The organism is Bradyrhizobium sp. AUGA SZCCT0169 (assembly GCF_018130085.1).
Lineage (GTDB): Bacteria > Pseudomonadota > Alphaproteobacteria > Rhizobiales > Xanthobacteraceae > Bradyrhizobium.
Window position 1 is genome coordinate 288,182 of the sequence record NZ_JAFCMC010000004.1, and the last position, 15,488, is coordinate 303,669.

Consider the following 15,488-nt stretch of genomic DNA (forward strand, 5'->3'; position numbering starts at 1 on the left):
AACCGGATGAACAAAGCGGGAAACGCATGAGACCTGCCGGCAAGGGGCCGCTGGATTCGCTCTACTTCCACTATCCGATCTTTCCGGCGCGGCGCGTGCCCGAACTGGATGGCGTGACCGTTCGTCATCCCGTTGCGATCGTCGGCGCCGGCCCGATCGGGATGACGGCAGCGCTGGTGCTGGCGCGGTACGGCGTTCGCAGCGTGCTGATCGATCGCAAGGACACTTTTAATGACGGCAGCCGGGCGCTCTGCATCGCGCGGCCGAGCATGCATATCCTGGAACGGATCGGCGCGGTCGCGCCCTTCCTCCAGAAATCACTGGGCTGGCGCTACGGCCGCAGCTACTACCGCGGCGAACAGATCTTTCGGCTCGAGATGCCGCATCCGCCGAATGAAAAATATCTGCCGATGTACAATCTGCAGCAACAATATATCGAGCAATATCTGCATGACGCGGTGACGGCCTGCGACCTCATCGACATGCGCTGGCAGAGCGAGCTTTCCGACATCCAGCCGGACGCGGATGGCGTTTCGATCGGTGTCACCTCGCCCGCCGGCAACTACCGCCTCGATGCCGATTATGTTCTCGCTGCCGATGGCGCGCGCTCGCCGATCCGCTCGCAGCTCGGCTTGCGGATGAAGGGCGACAATTACGAAGGCCGCTACGTGATCGCGGATATCCGCATGGATCACGATTTCCCGACCGAACGCCGCGCCTTCTTCGAGCCGAGCGGCAATCCCGGCGGCACCGTGCTGATCCACAAGCAGCCGGAAAGGATCTGGCGCGTCGACTACCAGCTTCGTGAAGGCGAAAGCGAACAGGAAGCGATGCGCGAGGAAAACATCCGCGCGCGCGTCGGCGCCATCCTTGGCGATATCGGCCATGACAGACCGTGGGAGCTGGAATGGTGGAGTGTCTATTCCGCCAACACGTTGTGCCTCGACGACTACCGGCACGGCCGGGTGTTCTTCATCGGCGACGCCGCGCACATCGTACCGATTTTTGGCGTGCGCGGCCTCAACAACGGCCTCGCGGATTCCGAAAATCTCGGCTGGAAGCTGGCGCTCGTCCTCAACGGCGAGGCGGATGAAGCCCTGCTCGACAGCTATTCGCCGGAGCGCCGCGGCGCCACGCTCGATGTGTTCGCCAACGCCACTAAGAGCACGCGCTTCATGACGCCGCCGACGCGCGGCTGGCGGCTCGCGCGTGAGGCGGCGCTGTCACTGAGCCTGAAGCACGAATTTCCGCGCGGCCTCGCCAATCCAAGGCAGATGCAGCCCTACACTTATTCTGAAAGCCCGCTGACGCCTTATGCCATCAGAGATGCCGAGTTTACGGGTGGCCCCGCCTGCGGCAGCGTTGCGCCGAACGCGAAGCTTCCCGACGGTAGTCATTTGCTGGATCAGGCCGGCATTGGCCTGACTGCCATCCTGTTCTGCCGGGGCGCGCCGTCCACCGACGACATCATGCTCCTCGACCGGCTTCGCAATACGGACAAGCGCCTTGCGGCGCTCTTGATCGGAACCAGTCACGTCAGCGATGCCGACGGCGAGATCGCTCGCCTGTACGCGGCAGCTCCCGGCACGCTTTATCTGCTGCGTCCCGACCTGCATGTCGCCGGACGATGGAAAGCGATCGCCGCAAATGAGGTGCTGCGGACCGCCGCCTTGTGCCTCGGGAGGGCCAGAGCATGAGCACGATGCCATCAGCGGATTTCGAAACCGCCTACGAGACGCTCGCAACGGCGATCGATTCGGCCGGGCTCGAGCGCGAGGCGCTGTTCCTGACCCGGCTGGCGCTGGTGCTCGGGCACGAACTCGGCGACATCGCCGTGTTCCAGAACGCGATCCGGACGGCGCTCGACGGGCTGGAATAGCGCGACGCCGCTCCACATCTCCTGCCCGATCACCGGATCAATTCAGCTCATCCGATCGCGAGATTTTCTCATGGAATGATCGACTCATTTCCGTGAGATCATCCGTTGCAATTTTTGCAACGCATCATATGATGGTCATAATCTTATTTAACCGAACATCTCTGGGAGTTCCGCCATGGCCGCCTCCGATCCCGTCGTCATCCTGTCCGCCGCCCGCACGCCGCTTGGCCGGTTCATGGGCGAATTGTCGCCCTTCAGCGCCCACAAGCTCGGCTCGCATGTGATCGGCGCGGCGCTGGAACGCGCAAAACTGGCGCCGGAGCGGATCGACGAAGTGTTCATGGGCAACGTGCTGCCGGCCGGCCAGGGCCAGGCCCCGGCGCGTCAGGCCGCGCGCGGCGCCAAGCTGCCGGACGCCACCGGCGCCACCACCGTCAACAAGGTCTGCGGCTCCGGCATGAAGGCCACCATGCTGGCGCATGACATCATCAAGGCCGGTTCGGCCGAGATCGTACTGTCGGGCGGCATGGAGAGCATGTCGAACGCGCCCTATCTGCTGAGCAAGGCGCGCGCGGGTTATCGCGCCGGCCATGACCGGATCATTGACCACATGATGATGGACGGCCTCGAAGACGCCTACGAGACCGGCCGCTCGATGGGCGATTTCGGCGAAGCCACCGCGGAAGCCTATCAGTTCACCCGCGCCGATCAGGACGCCTACGCGATCGAGACGCTGACGCGCGCCCGCAAGGCGGTCGAAGGCGGCGCGTTCAAGGCCGAGATTGTGCCGATTACCGTTAGCGAGAAGGCCGGTCCGCGCGTGATCGCCAATGACGAGCATCCGCTCAAGGTCGATCCCGCCAAAATTCCAGGGCTGAAGGCGGCATTCCGCGCCAACGGCACCATTACGCCGGCCGCCTCCTCTGCCAACGCCGACGGCGCTGCAGCGCTAATCCTGGCGCGGCGCTCGCTCGCCGATCGCGAAGGCCTGCGGGCGTTCGCCGAGATCAAGGGCCACGCCACCCACAGTCAGGAGCCGCAATGGTTCACCACGGCGCCGATCCCGGCGATCCGGAAGCTGCTCGACAAGGTCGGCTGGAGCGTCGGCGATGTCGACCTGTTCGAGATCAACGAGGCGTTTGCGGTGGTGGCGATGGCGGCGCAGCGCGACCTCGGGATTCCCCGGGAGAAGCTGAACGTCAACGGCGGCGCCTGCGCGCTCGGCCACCCGATCGGCGCCACCGGCGCTCGCCTGATCGTCACGCTGCTGCACGCGCTGGAAGCGCAGAACCTGAAGCGCGGCGTCGCGGCGCTATGCATCGGCGGCGGGGAAGCCACCGCGATCGCAGTCGAGCGCATCGTGCATTAGCGGTATGTCCGAAAACGCGGGAAGTTCAGCATTTATGTCAAGAGGCGATCGTGGCAGGATGTACCGCCCCGACACATCCTGCCAACCGCCCCAATTGAATTTTTCAGGCTCAATGATTTCGAACTGGTTGTCCGCCGCCCTCGCCCGCCGCAACGTCCATTATGGCTGGGCGATGGTCGGCGTGACCTTTTTCACCGCGCTGATCTCGGCCGGCACCGTCGGCGCGCCCGGCGTCTTCATCGTGCCGCTGCAGAAGGAATTCGGCTGGAGTGCCGCCGAGATTTCCTCGGCGCTGTCGATCCGCTTCATCCTGTTCGGGCTGATGGCGCCGTTCGCGGCCGCGCTGCTCAACCGTTACGGCCTGCGCAATATGTCGCTGTTGTCGCTGCTGATCGTGGCCTCCGCGCTGATCGCTTCGCTGTTCATGACGCAAGTCTGGCACCTGATGCTGCTGTGGGGCGTCGTGATCGGCCTCGGCACCGGCATGACCGCGCTGGTGCTCGGCGCCACGATTTCGGCACGCTGGTTCGTGGCGCGACGTGGCCTCGTGGTCGGCATCCTCACCGCGAGCGTGGCGACGGGCCAGCTCGTCTTCCTGCCGCTACTCGCAACGCTGACCGAACAGTATGGCTGGCGCAACGCGCTGGCGCTGATCTGCGTGATGCTGGGCGTCGCGGCCGTTGCCGTGGCGATGATCATGCGCGATCGCCCGAGCGACCTCGGTCTGCGTCCATACGGCGATGAGGGCACCGAGCCGATCGTCTCGCCGCCGCCCAGCAATGCGCCGATCCTGGCCGCCGCGCTCGGCACCTTGCGCGACGCCTCGAAGACAAAAGTGTTCTGGATCCTGTTCGCCACCTTCTTCATCTGCGGCGCCAGCACCAACGGCCTGATCCAGGTGCACCTGATTCCTATGTGTTTCGATTACGGCATTCCGCAGGTGCAGGCCGCGAGCCTGCTTGCCGCGATGGGCATCTTCGATTTCGTCGGCACCATCGTGTCCGGCTGGCTGTCGGACCGCTACGACAATCGCTGGCTGCTGTTCTGGTATTACGGCCTGCGCGGCCTGTCGCTGCTCTTCCTCCCCTTTACGGATTTCTCGTTCTACGGCCTGTCGGTGTTCGCGGTGTTCTATGGGCTGGACTGGATCGCCACGGTGCCGCCGACCGTGCGGCTGACCGCGCAACGGTTCGGAGCGGAACGCGCCAATCTGGTGTTCGGCTGGATTTTCGCCGGCCACCAATTGGGCGCAGGCGTTGCTGCCTTCGGCGCAGGGCTATCGCGGACGGTCTATGCGACCTACGTGCCCGCCTTCTTCGTCGCCGGCGCGCTCTGCATCGTCGCGGCGCTGATCACGCTGGCGATCGCGAGGCCGGCACCGAAGCCGGCTACCGCAGTAGCAGCAGCGTAGCTTAGTACGTGATGGTGGAGCGAACGCCCACCATCATCCCGTCCTTGATGCGCTTTGACTGTGCGGATCGTTGGAATCAGACGCGCCGCCGCCGGGATGGGCGATGTACTGCGACGCCGCAAAGCGGCGGCGAGACGGAATGAGGGGTCTGTCTCCGCGGACCCCTCGCGTTCCGCGAAGGCACCTTCTCTCACAAGGGAGAAGGAAGAGGCAACCACCTACGGCCGGATCGCCATATTCGTCGCCGGCCCCGTGGTCAGGACTCGTTCCGCCAGCCGTGCGAATTCGCAGAGCAGCGAGCGCGTCTTGCGGGGGTCGATCACCTCCTCGACCCAGAACTTTTCGGCCGAGCGGAACGGCGAGCGCAGCTTGTTGAGACGGTCCTCGATCTCTTTCAGCTTTGCCGCCGGATCTTCCGCGGCATCGATGTCGGCGCGATAGGCCGCTTCGATGCCGCCTTCGAGCGGCAGCGAGCCCCAATAGGCCGAGGGCCAGGCGTAGCGCATCGAGTAGCGGTTGGCCGGTTGATGCACCACGCCGGCGACACCAAAAGCGTTGCGCACGATGATGGTGCACCAGGGCACGGTGCTCTGGTTGACGGCTGCCATCGCGCGCACGCCGTGACGGATGGTCGCCGACTTCTCGGCCTCGAGCCCGATCATGAAGCCCGGGCAGTCCATCAGATAGACCACCGGCAGATGGAAGGTTTCGGCGAAGTCGACCCAGCGCACCACCTTCTGGCAGGCTTCCGCGGTCCACGACCCGCCATAGTGGAAGGGATCGCTGGCGAGCAGCAACACCGCGCGGCCTTCGATGCGCGCCAGGCCCGTGATGATCGGGCGGCCGAAATTGGCGTTGACCTCGAAGAACGAGCCCTTGTCCACGACTGCGTCGATGATCGGGCGCATCTTGTAGACCTGGCGCCGATTGCGCGGCACCGCCTTCATCAGCGATTCCTCGGCCCGCTCCGGATCGTCGCTGCAGGGCGTGGCCGGCGGCAGTTCGTAAACCGACGACGGCAGATAGGACAGGAAGCGCCGGGCGCGCTCGAACGCCTCTTCCTCGGTATCGACGGCATCGTCCACGCCGCCGGCGCGGGTCTGGATGTCGGCGCCGCCCAGTTCCTGTTTGGTCAGGTCCTGGCCGAGACGCTTCACGACCGGCGGCCCCGCGACGAACATCGCCGAATTCCGGGTCATGACGGAATAATGGCTCGCCGCCAGCCGCGCGGCGCCAAGGCCCGCGACGGAGCCGAGGCCGAGCGCCACCACCGGCACGCGCGCCATGTTCGCCGTCGTGAACCAGTACCAGCGCGTGCCACCGACGCCGCCCGGCAGATTGGCGGCGCCTCGCGTCTCGATCGTCTTCACCGAGCCGCCGCCGCCCGAGCCTTCGATCACGCGGATGATCGGCAGCCGGAAATCATGCGCCATCTCTTCGGCCATCAACGGCTTGGCCGAGATCGAGGCGTCGGCCGAGCCGCCGCGCACGGTGAAATCGTCGCCGACGACGACCACCGGACGGCCTTCGACCTTGGCCCGGCCGAACACGCAGTTCGCGGGCGTCAGATGCTTGAGTTCGCTGTGCTCGTCATATTCGGCGATGCCGGAGATGGCGCCGATTTCGTGGAAGGACTTCTGGTCAACGATCCTGTCGATGCGCTCCCGAACGGTGAGCCGGCCCTGGTCATGCTGACGCCTGACCTTGTCAACGCCTCCCATCTCCCGCGCGAACGCTTCGCGCCGGGCGAGATCGTCGAGTTCCGGCTTCCAGTTCATTCGTATCCTCCGCCTTGATGATTTTATTCTTGTTATGCACTGACACCGGAAGCGCTTTTCTTTCCAGCCGGTTGGTGAAGATGTCGCCGTCGGCGCCCTCGAGCAGGCCGCCGAGCGCGGCTGCCAGTTCGACCATGACAGGCGCCACGTCGCGGTGCACCCGCTTTTCATCGAACATGGCGGACAACAGACCTATCGTCGTCACGACATAGGTTTGATATTGCGGCGACCACAGCGGCACGGCGCAACCGTTGATGTGCGGGCTCCAGGTACCGCAGGCCACGACATAACCGTGTTCGCGCAGATGGCGGCGATTGTCTTCGATGCGCGACCTCAGCATCCGCGCGCTATCCGGCATCTCGCGCTCCATTTCCACGATCAGCGCATCGCCGACATCGTCGTCGAGCGCCGCGGTGTAGGCGTGTCCCGCCGCCGTGCTCGCCATCGCAATGCGGCTGCCGGTGGTCTCGTGCAGGCCGAGCGCATTCGCGGCGCGGGCGAATTCGAGATAGACCAGCTGGAAACGATCGGGGATCACGAAACCTACCGTGCCCGGCAATTGCTCGGCGACGTCCTGCAAGCGCAACCGAATCAGGTTGCGCAGCTGCAATCCCTTCATCATCGAGGTGCTCATCGCCACCGCGCTCGGGCCGATGCGGTACTTCTGGTCGCGCGGCAGATAGACGAGCTGGCCCATTCGGGTCAGCGTGTGCGTCAACCGCGACACCGTCGATCTCGGCAAACCGCAGCGATTGGAAATTTCGAGATTGCCGAGTCGGGCTTCGTGACCCTCGAAGCAGCGCAGGACATCGAATGCCCGCGACACCACCTGAATCACATCGCCCTCGCCCGCCAGATCGCTGGCGAGCATTCCCTGTTTGCTAAGCCGCTCCGAGCGTCTTCCCATATGTTGGCTCCGTTCCGCCCTGCGGAATAAAATTCCACTTGCAGATCAAGCTACCTCAGGCAATCTGCAGCCACAACAAAAAGCCGTTCGCGGGACGAAATTGTCACGTCACACGGTCCCGGAGGGTGGCATGCCAGAGATCAAGATTGTGACTGAAGTCGCCGGACGCGTGTGCGCGCTGGCTGCAGAAGCCGGAGCGAGTGTCGGTGACGGCGACGAGATTGCATTCGTCGAAGCGATGAAAATGGAAATCCCGGTAACCTCGACAATTACCGGGAAAATCAAGGCAATTCTGGTCAAGCTCGACGACGTGATCGCTGAAGGACAGGTGGTCGCGATCGTCGAAGCCTAGGCATTTCGCGTCATACTTTTGATGCGTGACGATCTGTCCGCCAGTGCAACTGGCATAATGGCGGGCGTGAACGTGCTCGGACGTTGCCATCGCAATGCTGCGATGACATCATCTCAATCATAAAAAGTTTCATCTAGCGAAACAATTTTGGAGGAAACATGACCCGTCGGCTGATGGATTTCGCGCCTGTAGCACTCGCAGGCGTCTCACTCTTGGCTTTTGGGCCGGCACTGGCCCAGGACGTCAAGCTACCGCCGACCATGACGTTCACCGCTTATGACACCGGCACCGCCGGATTCAACATTGCGGTCGCCGTCGGCAAGATGATGAAGGACAAATACGGCACCGACCTGCGGGTTCTCCCCGCAGGCAATGACGTGGCGCGCCTCGCACCCTTGCGCGCCGGTCGCGCGGCGTCGTCTGCGATGGGATCAGGCAGCTACTTCGCGCAGGAAGGCGTGTTTGAGTTCGGCTCCAAGGAATGGGGCCCGCAGGCCTTGCAACTGGTGCTGTCGTCGGTTGACTGCAACGGCGCTTCGCTCGGCGTGGCAAAGGACACCGGAGTGAAAGAGGTCAAGGACCTCAAGGGCAAGCGCGTCGGGTTTGTCGTCGGCTCGCCTGCGCTCAACCAGAACTCACTAGCGATCCTCGCGTTCGGCGACCTCAAGCAGAGCGACGTCAAGACGGTGGAATTCTCCAGCTACGGCGCGATGTGGAAGGGCTTGATCAACAACGACGTCGACGCCGCCTTCGCGACCACCATCACCGGACCGGCAAAGGAAGCCGAGACGTCGCCGCGCGGCATCGTCTGGCCGCCGCTCCCGCACAGCGACAATGCCGGCTGGGAACGCGTTCAGAAGGTCGGGTCCTTCTTCTTCCGCCATGTCGCCACCTGCGGCGCCGGCATTTCCAAGGATAAGCCGATCGAGCTCGGAAATTATCCGTACCCGATCTTTGTCACCTACGGAACGCAACCGGCCGACCAGGTCTACGCGATCACCAAGGCAATGATCACGGGCTATGACATCTACAAGGATGCCGCCGCCGGCGCGGCCGGCCTTGCGGCCGACCGTCAGACCAAGAAGTGGGCGGTGCCCGTTCATCCCGGCGCTGTGAAGGCGCTGAAGGAAGCCGGCCAGTGGAGCGACGACCAGGAGACGCATAACAACGGGTTGATCAAGCGGCAGGCCGTTCTGGCCGCAGCGTGGGCCGACTTCGGCAAATCCAGTCCGCCATCGGACGAGAAGGCTTTCCTCGATGCCTGGATGAAGGCGCGCGCCGCGGCGCTTGCCAAAGCCGGCATGCAGAACGGATTCGAGTAACCACCGTCTTTCCGATGAAGGCGAACACCATACTGGGGATTAATGATGTCACCTTCTGCAGCCAATAGCGCAGCGGCCGCTGCGCCCGCCAGGATCGAATTCGACGATCCTCATGCCGGTATCGGAAACTTACAAGAAGCCGAAGTCTCGCGCGTGCGTACGCTGCGCGGGGCTTGGCGGTGGGCGCTGATCGTCGCGACCGCGGTGACGATCCTGCTGTGCATCAACCAGCAATTCACGCTGAGATTCTTCATCGGATACACCCAACTCAACACCGAATATTTCTATCTGCTGATCGCGTTGATGTTGCCGTTCACGTTCCTGATCTTCCCGAGTTCGGAACGCTCTCCGCTCGAGCGGATCCCGTGGTATGATGTCCTGCTCTTCATCCTGACGTTTGCCTCATCCATCGTGTTGATGCGCAGCGTCCGCAAGGCGGCTGAGGCCGGTTGGGAGTTCGGTGGCGCGCCGACCATCGTTTTCGTTGCGGGACTGGTGATGTGGGCCGTGCTCATGGAGGCCCTGCGCCGCACCGGCGGCTGGAGCCTTTTGCTGAGCGTGTTGCCGTTCACGGTCTATCCGCTGTTCGCGGACGCCAAATGGCTTGGCCCGTTCAGGGGAACGCAGTCGACGCTCGAACAGGCGACGTCCTACCACGTGCTTTCAGGTGAGAGCCTGCTCGGGATTCCGATTCAGGCGTTCGCCGATACCGTGATCGGCTTCCTGGTGTTCGGCACGGCGCTGATGATGACCGGCGCCGGCAAGTTCTTTATCAACCTGTCGTTTGCGATGTGCGGCACCTTTCGTGGCGGCGCCGCCAAGGTCTGCATCTTCGCTAGCGGCCTGCTCGGCATGATGTCCGGCTCGATCATTTCCAACGTGCTGACCGCCGGCACCATGACCATCCCGGTGATGAAGAAGAGCGGTTTCCGCGCCTCCTATGCCGCCGCGATCGAGGCTTGCGCCTCGACCGGCGCAGTGCTGGCACCGCCGGTGATGGGCGCAACCGCGTTCGTGATCGCCCAGTTCCTCAACGTCAGCTATGCCGAAGTTGCGGTCGCCGCGATCATTCCGGCGGTGCTCTACTATGCCGGCCTGTTCATGCAGGTGGACTCTTATGCCGCCCGGCATGGCCTGAAAGGCATTCCGCGCTCGGAACTGCCCAAGGTCATGGATACGATCAAGGACGGCTGGTACTACGTCTTCGTCATCGCGCTGCTGATCGTGATGCTGTTGTATTTCAAACGCGAGAGCCACGCGCCGTTCTATGCGACCGCACTGCTCCTGGTGCTGAACCAGCTGTTCTCCAAGGAGACCCGCTGGACGCTGACCACGATCAACAAATTTCTCGAGGTCAACGGACGCACTTTTGTCGAACTGGTCGGCATTCTCGCCGGCTGCGGGCTCCTGATCGGCGCGTTCTCGATGACCGGAGTGGTCTCCAGCCTCGCCAACGACCTGCTGCGGATCGCCGGCGATAATGCCTTCCTGCTGCTCGGCATGTGCGCCTTGACCAGCCTCGTTCTCGGGCTCGGGCTCACCACGACGGCCTGCTACATCTTCCTCGCCATCCTGGTGGCGCCGGCGCTGGAAAAGGTCGGCCTCAACAAGATGGCCGTGCACATGTTCATCTTCTATTGGGGCATGTTGTCGTCGATCACGCCGCCGGTGGCGATCGCCTCCTTTGCCGCGGCCGGTATAGCCGGCTCGCCGGCGATGAAAACGGGCTGGGAATCGATGTGGGTCGGCAGCATCATCTATTTCATTCCGTTCTTCTTCGTGATGAACCCCGCGCTGGTGCTGCAAGGCGCCAATCCGTACTTCGAAGGGCTTGGGTTGATGGCGCTGGCAGGCGTCGGCACGCTGTTCATCTGCGGCGGCATTCAGGGTTATCAGGCCTTCGTCGGCGACCTCAGAGGCGCCGGCACCCTGGAATGGCCGTTGCGGGTGCTGCTGGTGATCGGCGGCTTTGTGATCGCGACGCCCGGCGGCGGTATTAATCCGCTGTCGCAAATCCAGATCACACTGCTCGGTCTCGCTATCCTGGCGCCGACGGTCCTGGCTGCGCTGTTCTTGATACGCCGCCAAAGTCTGGCGCCGAACCAGTTGCGCGCTCCGTGATTGCGCGGCAAAACGGTGGGTGATGAAAGTATCGCCCACCGGCGCCCCGGCCTGGACCAGCTCGAAACCGCCGTTGCTGCGGTTTCTCGACGGCTGTCACGCCGAATATTTGCCCGAGACCGGCGGAGCGGTCGCCGACTACATCCCTGAGCTCGGCAAGGCCGACCCTGCCCATTTTGGCATCAGCCTCGCGACCCTCGACGGCCATGTCTACGAGGTCGGCGATACGCAGGTCCCCTTCACCATCCAGTCGATGTCAAAGCCCTTTGTGTTCGCGCTGGCGCTGGACACGCTGGGCGCCGCGCGGGTGGAGAGCGTGATCGGCGTCGAGCCCTCGGGCGATCCCTTCAATTCGATCCGCCTCAACGCCGAGAACCACCCGTTCAATCCGATGGTCAATGCCGGCGCCATCGCCTGCTCCGGACTCATTTATGAGGCCAAGGGCGACGGCGCGTTCGGGTACATCAGGCAGGCGCTGGGCCGCTTCGCCGGCCGTGAGCTTGGCGTCGACGACGCCGTGTATTCGTCCGAGAGCCTGACCGGCGACCGCAACCGGGCGATCGGCTATCTCCTGCGCACCAACGCGGTCATCAGGGACAATGTCAGCTCGGTGCTGGAGGTCTATTTCCGGCAATGCGCGATCCTGGTCAACGCCCGCGACATCGCGGTGATGGCGGCGACATTGGCCAATCGCGGCATCAATCCGGTCACCGGCGAACAGGTGATGACGCCTTACGCGATTTCGCGCACGCTGTCGGTCATGACCAGTTCCGGCATGTATGACTATGCCGGCGAATGGATCTACCGCGTCGGCATCCCCGCCAAGAGCGGCGTCGGCGGCGGCATCCTCGCCGCCTTGCCGGCGCGGATCGGGCTCGGCAGCTATTCGCCCAAACTCGACAAGCACGGCAACAGCGTGCGCGGCATCAAGGTCTGCGAGGCGTTGTCGGCGCATTACGACCTGCACATGCTCAACCGCAGCGACAACGCGCGCAACGCCATCATTGCCGATTACGATATCGGCGAAAATCCGTCGCGGCGCAGCCGCCGCCCGCACGAGCAAACCATTCTCGCCGCCCACTATCAGGACGTCCGCGTCATCGAGTTGATGGGCACGCTGTCGCTATCGAATGTCGACTATATTGCGCGTCGGCTCGTGGCCAAGCCGCGCCCGCAATTCGTCATCTTTGATTTTCGTCGGGTCACGTCGATGACGCTGGCCGGTGCCCGCCTGCTGGCTGAGGAGTTCCAGGAACTGGCGGCCTATCAGGTCACCGTGATCGTGTCCGGCATCAAGCGGGCCGACGCGGAATGGCAGCCGATCGCGGAACGGACCGGCAGCCTGCCGAACATGCGGTACTATTTCCTGCTCGATGCCGCGATCGAATGGGCGGAAGACCAGGTGGTTTTTCGCCATGGCGGCTCGATCGATTTTTTCGAAACCACGGAACTGTCCGAACAACCGCTGCTGGCGGGATTGACGGACGAGGAACTGACCGATCTGGGGTCCCTCTGCGCCATCACGACCTATCAGCCTGGCGAAAAGATCATCGCCACCGGCGATCCCGCCACCTCGCTGTTTTTCCTCAGGAGCGGCGTGGTTCACGTCACCCTGCCCGACGGCATCCGGCTGGCGACGCTGACCGCGGGAATGCCGTTCGGCGAGATGGCGCTGCTGGAACCGCGGCGCTCCGCCGACGTGCTCGCCGATATGTCGGCGACCGCTTACGAGGTCCTGCTCCGCGATTTCGAACGTTTTCGCGAGCAGCATCCCCGCGCCGGCGAGCGGATCATGCGCAACCTCGCGCAATTGCTCGCCGACCGCCTGATCCTCGCCAACGCCAAGGTGAATCTGCTGACGTCGAATTAGGGCTTAGGTCTTGCCCCGCCCGCTTTTCTCCGCTGCCCGCCGCAAGGCTTCGGCGAGCGCACCGCCGCCGCCGGAATCCTGCGCCTTGCGCGGCGCCTGCGACGTCATCGATGCCTTGGAGTATTCGCGCATCTTGGTGTCCGACAGTTTTGGGCCCTTGTCGCCGACCTCGTCGTCGAGACGCAATGTCAGTGCGATGCGCTTGCGGGAGACCTCGACCTCCAGCACCTTGACCTTGACGATGTCGCCGGGCTTCACCACTTCGCGCGGATCCTTGATGAAGGTTTTCGACATCGCCGAGATGTGCACCAAGCCATCCTGGTGCACGCCGATATCGACGAAGGCGCCGAACGCCGCGACGTTGGTCACGGTGCCCTCGAGGATCATGCCGCGCTTGAGATCCTTGATCTCCTCGACGCCCTCCTTGAACACCGCGGCCTTGAAGGCCGGGCGCGGATCGCGGCCGGGCTTTTCCAGCTCGCGCAGGATGTCGGTTACCGTGGGCAGACCGAACGTGTCGTCGACGAAATTTTGCGGCTTCAACTGGCGCACGATCTCGGCATTGCCGATCAGCGCCTTGATGTCGCTCTTGGTCGCGGTCAAAATCTTGCGCACCACCGGGTAGGCTTCCGGATGCACGCCGGAGGCATCGAGCGGATCCTCGCCGCCCTGGATGCGCAGGAAGCCGGCGCACTGCTCGAACGCCTTCGGGCCGAGCCGCGGCACTTCCTTCAGCCCCTTGCGCGACTTGAACGGACCGTTGGCGTCACGGTGCTGCACGATGCTTTGCGCCAGCCCAGCGCCGATGCCCGACACCCGCGCCAGCAGCGGCGCGGACGCGGTGTTGGCGTCGACACCAACCGCGTTGACGCAGTCTTCGACCACGGCATCGAGCGAACGCGCCAGCTTGGATTCGCCGAGATCGTGCTGGTATTGCCCGACGCCGATCGCCTTGGGATCGATCTTCACCAGCTCAGCCAAGGGATCCTGCAGCCGCCGCGCAATCGAGACTGCGCCGCGCAGGGTGACGTCGAGCTCGGGCAATTCCTCGGACGCAAAGGCCGAGGCCGAATAGACGGAAGCCCCCGCCTCCGACACCACGATCTTCGACATGTTCAGGTCCGGCAGCAGCTTGACCAGCTCAGTCGCGAGCTTGTCGGTCTCACGCGACGCGGTGCCGTTGCCGATCGCGATCAGATCGACGCGGTGCGCGACCGCGAGCTTGCCAAGCGTCGCCAGCGTCGCGTCCCACTGCCGCTGCGGCTCGTGCGGATAGACCGCCGTGGTGGCTACCACCTTGCCGGTGGCATCGATGACCGCGACCTTGACACCGGACCGGTAGCCGGGATCGAGACCCATGGTGACACGGGCGCCGGCAGGCGCGGCCAACAGCAGGTCGCGCAAATTCGAGGCGAACACCCGCACGCCTTCGGTTTCGGCATTGGTCCACAGCCGCATGCGCAGGTCGATGTTGAGATGCACCTGGATCTTGGTGCGCCACGCCCAGCGCGCGGTCTCGACCAGCCAGCGGTCGCCGGGGCGGCCCTGATCCGAAATCAGGAAGCGCTGCATGATCTTTAGCTCATACGCGCTCGGCACGTTGGCGACCGGGACCTGCGCGTCGGGCAATATCTGCAGCTCGAGGATTTCCTCCTTTTCGCCGCGGAACAGCGCGAGGATGCGGTGCGACGGCAGCTTGTGGAGGGCTCCGTTGTATTCGAAATAGTCCTTGAACTTCTCGCCTTCGAGTTTCTTGCCCTTGCGCACAGTCGAGGTCATTACCCCATTCGACCACATCTCCTCGCGCAGCTTGCCGATCAGGTCGGCGTCCTCGGCGAACCGTTCCACCAAAATCGCGCGCGCGCCCTCGAGCGCCGCCGCGACGTCGGCCACCTGCTTTTCGGCATCGACGAATCCGGCGGCCACCACCTGCGGATCGTTTTGCGGCTGCGTCAGCAGCAGTTCGGATAGCGGTTCAAGCCCGGCTTCCCTGGCAATCTCCGCCTTGGTGCGGCGCTTCGGCTTGAACGGCAGATAGATGTCCTCCAGCCGCCCCTTGCTGTCGGCGGCCATGATCGCGGCTTCCAGCGCGGCATCGAGCTTGCCCTGCTCGCGGACCGAATTGAGGATCGCGACGCGGCGCTCTTCAAGCTCGCGCAGATAGGTCAGGCGCTCTTCCAGGGTGCGCAATTGCGCGTCATCGAGCCCGCCGGTGATTTCCTTGCGGTAGCGCGCCACGAACGGGACCGTGGCGCCGCCGTCGAGCAACGTGACCGTCGCCTCGATCTGCTGCTCGCGAACGCCAAGCTCTTCTGCGATCTGTCGATTGATGTTTGCCACGCAACCTCTTTCCAGACTGGCCGCGGCGGAATGATGGCCGCGGGACGCCGCTTATGGACTACCACGGATCGATTCATCAACCCGCCCGGGCGGCGAAAACGCAAAGAAATTGATCTGTGGATCAGCGATCCCGGATGCC

At 63.8% G+C, this 15,488-nt stretch carries 11 protein-coding genes; 8 read left to right on the top strand and 3 right to left on the bottom strand.

Annotated features, from left to right (window positions below; all coding sequences use genetic code 11):
* Positions 1-26 precede the first annotated feature (26 nt).
* From JQ609_RS07050 to JQ609_RS07065, 4 genes are all read left to right on the top strand, one after another.
* On the top strand, positions 27-1,697 hold the full coding sequence (locus JQ609_RS07050; RefSeq protein ID WP_212272674.1) for an FAD-dependent monooxygenase: 1,671 nt from the start codon (positions 27-29) through the stop codon (positions 1,695-1,697).
* Positions 1,694-1,879 carry a hypothetical protein gene (locus tag JQ609_RS07055; RefSeq protein WP_212272675.1) on the top strand — a complete coding sequence of 62 codons (186 nt, stop codon included), beginning with the start codon at positions 1,694-1,696 and terminating at the stop codon, positions 1,877-1,879. The genes JQ609_RS07050 and JQ609_RS07055 overlap by 4 nt, the downstream gene beginning before the upstream one ends.
* 175 nt (positions 1,880-2,054) lie before the next feature.
* Positions 2,055-3,248 (top strand): acetyl-CoA C-acyltransferase, encoded by a 1,194-nt coding sequence (locus JQ609_RS07060; RefSeq protein WP_212272677.1) that lies wholly within the window; start codon positions 2,055-2,057, stop codon positions 3,246-3,248.
* A gap of 112 nt (positions 3,249-3,360) precedes the next feature.
* Entirely contained in the window at positions 3,361-4,659 is a 1,299-nt protein-coding gene (locus JQ609_RS07065) for an MFS transporter (RefSeq protein ID WP_212272678.1), read from the top strand.
* 218 nt (positions 4,660-4,877) lie between these two features.
* Here the strand turns inward: JQ609_RS07065 and JQ609_RS07070 are convergent, their stop codons facing one another.
* Both JQ609_RS07070 and JQ609_RS07075 read right to left on the bottom strand, forming a co-directional pair.
* Entirely contained in the window at positions 4,878-6,437 is a 1,560-nt protein-coding gene (locus JQ609_RS07070) for an acyl-CoA carboxylase subunit beta (protein ID WP_212272679.1), read from the bottom strand.
* Positions 6,367-7,344, bottom strand: coding sequence for an IclR family transcriptional regulator (locus tag JQ609_RS07075; protein ID WP_212207853.1), 978 nt, complete (start codon positions 7,342-7,344; stop codon positions 6,367-6,369). The genes JQ609_RS07070 and JQ609_RS07075 overlap by 71 nt, the downstream gene beginning before the upstream one ends.
* A 130-nt stretch (positions 7,345-7,474) precedes the next feature.
* On the opposite strand from JQ609_RS07075, the gene JQ609_RS07080 reads away from it, so the two are divergent.
* The 4 genes from JQ609_RS07080 (at position 7,475) to glsA (ending at position 13,009) form a co-directional block, all read left to right on the top strand.
* Positions 7,475-7,696: an acetyl-CoA carboxylase biotin carboxyl carrier protein subunit gene (locus tag JQ609_RS07080; protein WP_192739703.1), complete on the top strand. Its 222-nt coding sequence runs from the start codon at positions 7,475-7,477 to the stop codon at positions 7,694-7,696.
* A gap of 158 nt (positions 7,697-7,854) precedes the next feature.
* Positions 7,855-9,018, top strand: coding sequence for a TAXI family TRAP transporter solute-binding subunit (locus tag JQ609_RS07085; RefSeq protein ID WP_212207852.1), 1,164 nt, complete (start codon positions 7,855-7,857; stop codon positions 9,016-9,018).
* 45 nt (positions 9,019-9,063) lie between these two features.
* Positions 9,064-11,139: a TRAP transporter permease gene (locus tag JQ609_RS07090; protein ID WP_212207851.1), complete on the top strand. Its 2,076-nt coding sequence runs from the start codon at positions 9,064-9,066 to the stop codon at positions 11,137-11,139.
* A 22-nt stretch (positions 11,140-11,161) separates the two neighbouring features.
* Positions 11,162-13,009, top strand: a complete 1,848-nt coding sequence (gene glsA / locus JQ609_RS07095; RefSeq protein WP_212272680.1) for a glutaminase A — start codon at positions 11,162-11,164, stop codon at positions 13,007-13,009.
* Between the two features lie 3 nt (positions 13,010-13,012).
* Here the strand turns inward: glsA and JQ609_RS07100 are convergent, their stop codons facing one another.
* Entirely contained in the window at positions 13,013-15,349 is a 2,337-nt protein-coding gene (locus JQ609_RS07100; RefSeq protein ID WP_212272681.1) for a Tex family protein, read from the bottom strand.
* Positions 15,350-15,488: the final 139 nt, after the last annotated feature.

Coding starts and splice junctions, on each gene's coding strand:
- JQ609_RS07050 (WP_212272674.1), top strand. CDS start 27: ATGAGACCTGCCGGCAAGGGGCCGCTGGATTCGCTCTACTTCCACTAT.
- JQ609_RS07055 (WP_212272675.1), top strand. CDS start 1,694: ATGAGCACGATGCCATCAGCGGATTTCGAAACCGCCTACGAGACGCTC.
- JQ609_RS07060 (WP_212272677.1), top strand. CDS start 2,055: ATGGCCGCCTCCGATCCCGTCGTCATCCTGTCCGCCGCCCGCACGCCG.
- JQ609_RS07065 (WP_212272678.1), top strand. CDS start 3,361: ATGATTTCGAACTGGTTGTCCGCCGCCCTCGCCCGCCGCAACGTCCAT.
- JQ609_RS07070 (WP_212272679.1), bottom strand. CDS start 6,437: ATGAACTGGAAGCCGGAACTCGACGATCTCGCCCGGCGCGAAGCGTTC.
- JQ609_RS07075 (WP_212207853.1), bottom strand. CDS start 7,344: ATGGGAAGACGCTCGGAGCGGCTTAGCAAACAGGGAATGCTCGCCAGC.
- JQ609_RS07080 (WP_192739703.1), top strand. CDS start 7,475: ATGCCAGAGATCAAGATTGTGACTGAAGTCGCCGGACGCGTGTGCGCG.
- JQ609_RS07085 (WP_212207852.1), top strand. CDS start 7,855: ATGACCCGTCGGCTGATGGATTTCGCGCCTGTAGCACTCGCAGGCGTC.
- JQ609_RS07090 (WP_212207851.1), top strand. CDS start 9,064: ATGTCACCTTCTGCAGCCAATAGCGCAGCGGCCGCTGCGCCCGCCAGG.
- glsA (WP_212272680.1), top strand. CDS start 11,162: ATGAAAGTATCGCCCACCGGCGCCCCGGCCTGGACCAGCTCGAAACCG.